This is a genomic window from Elstera litoralis (genome assembly GCF_000963705.1).
In the GTDB taxonomy this organism is placed as follows: domain Bacteria; phylum Pseudomonadota; class Alphaproteobacteria; order Elsterales; family Elsteraceae; genus Elstera; species Elstera litoralis.
The window spans coordinates 1-1723 of the sequence record NZ_LAJY01000604.1 but is presented as its reverse complement, the minus strand read 5'-3'; the positions used below and the strand labels follow the sequence as shown (position 1 = coordinate 1723).

Annotated in this window: 3 protein-coding genes; 1 reads left to right on the top strand and 2 read right to left on the bottom strand. The window is 62.7% G+C overall.

Annotated features, from left to right (window positions below):
* Positions 1-211: 211 nt before the first annotated feature.
* Positions 212-550: a type II toxin-antitoxin system RelE/ParE family toxin gene (locus tag VZ95_RS18120; protein WP_045777105.1), complete on the bottom strand. Its 339-nt coding sequence runs from the start codon at positions 548-550 to the stop codon at positions 212-214.
* Entirely contained in the window at positions 547-813 is a 267-nt protein-coding gene (locus VZ95_RS18115; RefSeq protein WP_045777104.1) for a type II toxin-antitoxin system ParD family antitoxin, read from the bottom strand. Before VZ95_RS18115 ends, VZ95_RS18120 begins: the two co-directional genes overlap by 4 nt.
* 159 nt (positions 814-972) lie before the next feature.
* Between VZ95_RS18115 and VZ95_RS18110 the strand changes: the two genes are divergently transcribed.
* Positions 973-1723: M16 family metallopeptidase (locus VZ95_RS18110; RefSeq protein ID WP_198148383.1), on the top strand; the 751-nt coding region annotated here is incomplete at its 3' end.

Sequence of the window (1723 nt, the reverse complement as noted above, 5' to 3'; positions counted from 1 at the left end):
CGCCGCACGACAGCTTAAATGGCCAGACCATTCCCTTAACCACGCGTTCCGTGGACGAGCCGAACAGCTTTCTTGCGAGGGCGCCGAACATCGAAAAACCTTCCAAACCCATGCAGCCTTGAAAAATGGCACTCGACCCCGGCTAGACAGAGGGCCGACCAATATCACCCTTATGCGGGCCTTGCACAGATAAGGGCGCGACCCGTGAGTGTCAATTTCTGGCTTCTCCGCGAATCTGATAATCCGCCAATCGGCGCGGTAAATCGGTGCGGCTATGCAGGAAATCGATAATAACCACCTGCGCGGGAGATTCGACGAAAATAACGAAATGCTGACCCGCGCGCACGAAGCGCAGATCCTCGGGCAGTGCTGGGTCGATGAGGCGGCGGCAGTCCTGCGCGGCGGCGGTTCCAGCGGCGATCTCCGCGCAGCGGGCGATGAGATCGTCGGCATAGGCCGTGGCCTGCCGGGGGCCGAAGGTTTCCTGCGTCCAGCGCGCGATTTCGATCAGCGCCGCCTCGGCCTGCCGGGTTAGACGCCAGGGTTTCACCCTCGGGCTTGCGCGCGCGCCGCCGCCGCAAAAGCGCGGCGAACAGCCTCTTCCCCGCTGCCGTCGGCCAAATCGCCACGCCGCGCTTGCTCAAGGCCTACCGTCAAGCGTTCCCGCAGGTCTTGAAATTCGGCTTCCTCGCGTTCGAGCAGCCGGAGCCCCGCCCGCAAAGCCTCCGACGCATTTTGGTAGCGCCCTGAGGCAACCAACTGGTCGATCAAAGCCGATTGAGTGTCGGTAAGCACGACGTTTCGGGTCGCCATCGGTATCTCCATCGGAACTATTGGCAATATATGCCAATATGGCTACGAGGTCGATAGGGAGAGGGCGTGCGCCAGGGCCTTAACCCTCACTTTACGCGCGCGCTGCCCTAGTTTCGCCGTGTGAGTGCGCCTATCTTGCGCAAGAGGGAGTTCATCGCCGTGCGACCATTCGCCTATCTCACCACCGCCCTGCTGCTGACCAGCGCCGCAGCCTTCGCGCAGACGCCCGCCCCGAACCGCTGGGGGGCCGAGACCGCGACCCTGCCGAACGGGCTCGAAGTGATCGTGCTGCCGCAGCGCCGGGTGCCCGCCGTGCATCATCTGGTGCTGTATCGGGTCGGCAGTGCCGATGAGGAGCCGGGTAAATCGGGCCTCGCCCATTATCTTGAGCATCTGATGTTCAAGGGCACCGAGAAAACCCCGCCGGGGGCCTTTGATGCGCTGGTGAACCGCTTCGGCGGGCGGCAGAACGCCTTCACCACTTATGATTATACTGGCTATTTCCAGACCATGCCGCGCGACCAATTGGCGGCGGTGATGGCGCTGGAGGCCGATCGCATGGCCGGGCTGAAACTGTCGGACGCCAATAGCAAGCCGGAACTCACGGTGGTGTTGGAGGAGCGCAATCAGCGCACCAATCGCCCGCCGGGGGGGCAATTGTCGGAACTGGCGAACGCCACCCTCTTTATCAATCACCCCTACCGCCGCCCGATCATCGGCTGGGAAGCCGAGATTAAGAGCCTCACCTATCAGGACGCGCTGGAGTTCCACGCGCGCTGGTATGCGCCGAATAATGCCGTGTTGGTGATCGCGGGCGATACCGATTTGGCCGAAGTGCTGAAGCTTACCGAAACCACCTATGCGCAAGTCTCGGCCCAACCGCTGCCCCCGCGCCCGGCGATTGCCGAAC

Bases quoted from the DNA above. Each gene is read 5' to 3' on its own strand.
- VZ95_RS18115 (WP_045777104.1), bottom strand. From the start codon at position 813: ATGGCGACCCGAAACGTCGTGCTTACCGACACTCAATCGGCTTTGATC.